This window comes from Legionella moravica DSM 19234, from assembly GCF_000423305.1.
In the GTDB taxonomy this organism is placed as follows: domain Bacteria; phylum Pseudomonadota; class Gammaproteobacteria; order Legionellales; family Legionellaceae; genus Legionella; species Legionella moravica.
In genome coordinates this window covers 1-2616 of record NZ_AUHS01000053.1, presented here as the reverse complement: position 1 = coordinate 2616, position 2616 = coordinate 1, and the positions used below count along the sequence as shown (strand labels likewise).

Genomic DNA, 2616 nt, shown 5'->3' with positions numbered 1-2616 from the left:
TTACCAAACTTTGTGATCTGTACTTTCGGGAAAACACTGGAGGGAGCAACAGCATTCCGGCCATCCGGGTACCGGATGCGATGCTTGGCGAGTGGATAGCCAGAGCTGGGGAAGAAGGTATTTTAGAAGTAACGCCCTATCAGATAAACCGCATCCTGCTTCATGCTCTGTGCTATCCTGCTGACACCTGGTCTCTCCTGTTTCAACAGTGTCTTCCCAAACTGCTTGAATTCATCCGTAACCGATGCAATCAGGAGCAGAACACCGCAGGCGATGCGCTTTCACGAGATTCCTGGCCCGAAGAGCTGCTTGCCCAGATTGAAGGTGTTGCTGTAGCTGACTCGACAGGGGGGGCTCCCGTTCCGGTGCTGCTCACGCCTGGAAATATCACTCCCGCATCCAGCCTTGATGTCGCACTACTGCTGGCGGTATCTAAGGATATGTCCGAAGCCATAGTACGTCAAATCGTTGCTCTTCCAGGTTTTGATCCCAATGCTACCGACAACAAAAATTTAACTCCGTTTTATCTTGCTGCAGCCTTCGGACATACAGAATTAGCTGCTGCCCTGATTGACAAAGGAGCAAACTACAAGGTGAAGTACAAAGGCAGGTTCCCTCCCCTTCAAGAGGCCATCGAGAACCAACATCTTTCTTTTATACAATGGTTTCTGCGGACATTACCTGAGCATCAAAGGGTTGATGTGGTGACAGATAAAAACTACTGCGGCATTAGTATGCTGCACCTGGCCGTAGATTATCCAAATACTTTGAAACTGCTTCTGAACTACCTGCCGACAGCAGAAAGGGCAAATGCTTTGATAACAAAGAATTATATTGGCTATACCGTGATGCACCTGGCCAGAAAAGACTCGAAAATCTTGAAACTACTTATGAAAACACTGCCCGAGATGGATAGGGCTGAAGTCTTGATGACGAAAAACAACAAAGGGGATACAGTACTTCATAGCCTCGAAGATAGCCCAAAAACCATAAGACTGCTTCTGAACTATATACCTGAAACGGCAAGGGCGGAAGTTCTGATGGCAACCGATGCTGATGGCAATACCGTATTGCATCAGATCGCAAAAATTGCCCCCAAATACCTGAAGCGGCTTTTGGATTACCTCCCCAAAGCCGCAAGAGCAAGCACTTTGATGGTAACTAACGAAGATGGCAATACAGTGCTACACGAGGTAGAAACAACCCATCCTGTGACTCTGATACCGCTTGTGAATAGACTGCTTGAGGAAACAAGAGCAGGGGTATTGATGATATGTAACAAGTATGGAAATACTGTACTGCATCTAACCGCAGCAAAACGCCCTAAAATCCTGAAAATGCTTCTCGATTGCCTTCCCAAAGCAACAAGAGCTGAAGCCGTGATGGTAAGAAGCCTTTATGGCAATACCCTGCTGCACGTAGCCGCAGTAAGGCAAATTGAATCTCTGAAAAGGCTTCTGGATTATCTGCCTGAGACAGCAAGAGCAGATGCCATAATGGTAAAGAACTGCGATGGCACTACTGTTTTGGATCTGGTTAAACACGCAAGGTATTCTAAAACCTTGAATCTTCTTAAAATATTACTGGAGCAAGCGAAGCAACGGATAGCCACCCAAACTACAGAGGACTCCACAACACCCAACTACAATGCAGGATCTGCACTATCTTCCTATGCATCTTCACCTGAGACCAATATTTCTGCGCCACGTGGCTCTCTTTCATTGTTTAGCCAGGTTTCGGCAAGCCCCCAGGATCCGGAGAGTCCAAGCGGACAAAGCTCATTTAAAAGATGAGTTTTGCACTCAGAATAACAAAGTCGGATACCTCGCTGAAAGCCATTATATTTAAAGCCACCTCTCTTCTACCCCGCGCGTAGCGTGGGGGAGAGGGATCAAGGGTGAGGGGGTTAAAAAAGATCACGCAGCGATACATTATTTTCTTTCAATAAGTTAAATCACTAAAGTGATACACTTTTCCCCTCTTCACACCCTCCCCCCCCTCTTACATACCACCCCAAAAGCACCTTGCCAGTTCATATTGCTCAGTTTATAAACCCTGTGATACAGTAAAAAGCTTTGCAATGAATCAAGGAAGCGCATCATGCCAACCAGTCTCAGACAAGCGATGATTGAAAGCGCTCAAGGCGCACAGAGCACGCACAACAAAGTGACCTCAAATGCAGCGGCCATGCTCGCCATCCGGCTGGCTTCACGATATCTGTTGCGAAAGACAGACAGCGAAGCGCCTGCTCAACCCGCTTCATCTACTGCTGCCGCATCTTCTTCATCCGCAGCCTCTTCATCGGTTGTTGTACCAACCTCCGAGATGACTATTGAAATGACCGGTAATACCAAAGCACTAGAGCGGATGAGTCGTGTCAGAACGAGGTATGAAGGACGAGTCAAATCATCTTTTCTGGAGGCACCCACCAAAGCCTGGCTGGCAGCAACGTTGAGTTCACGCACCTTGAGCAGAGAACTTGACCGGGTTACTCTGGTTGAGGAACACAATGGGCAGCAGGTTTCTACTGAATGGTATCTGCCGCTGCCTGAGGTCTATGCAGTGGTTCTCTCGGCGCTGATAGACCTGGATGAAAAACGATGGCCGGTACCGCCT

At 47.9% G+C, this 2616-nt stretch carries 2 protein-coding genes; both read left to right on the top strand.

All coding sequences use genetic code 11. The features are described from left to right. Positions 1 to 1793: ankyrin repeat domain-containing protein (locus G543_RS17710; protein WP_035922039.1), on the top strand; the 1793-nt coding region annotated here is incomplete at its 5' end. A gap of 307 nt (positions 1794 to 2100) precedes the next feature. Further along, the coding region (locus tag G543_RS17705) for a hypothetical protein (RefSeq protein ID WP_035922024.1) at positions 2101 to 2616 on the top strand (516 nt) is incomplete at its 3' end.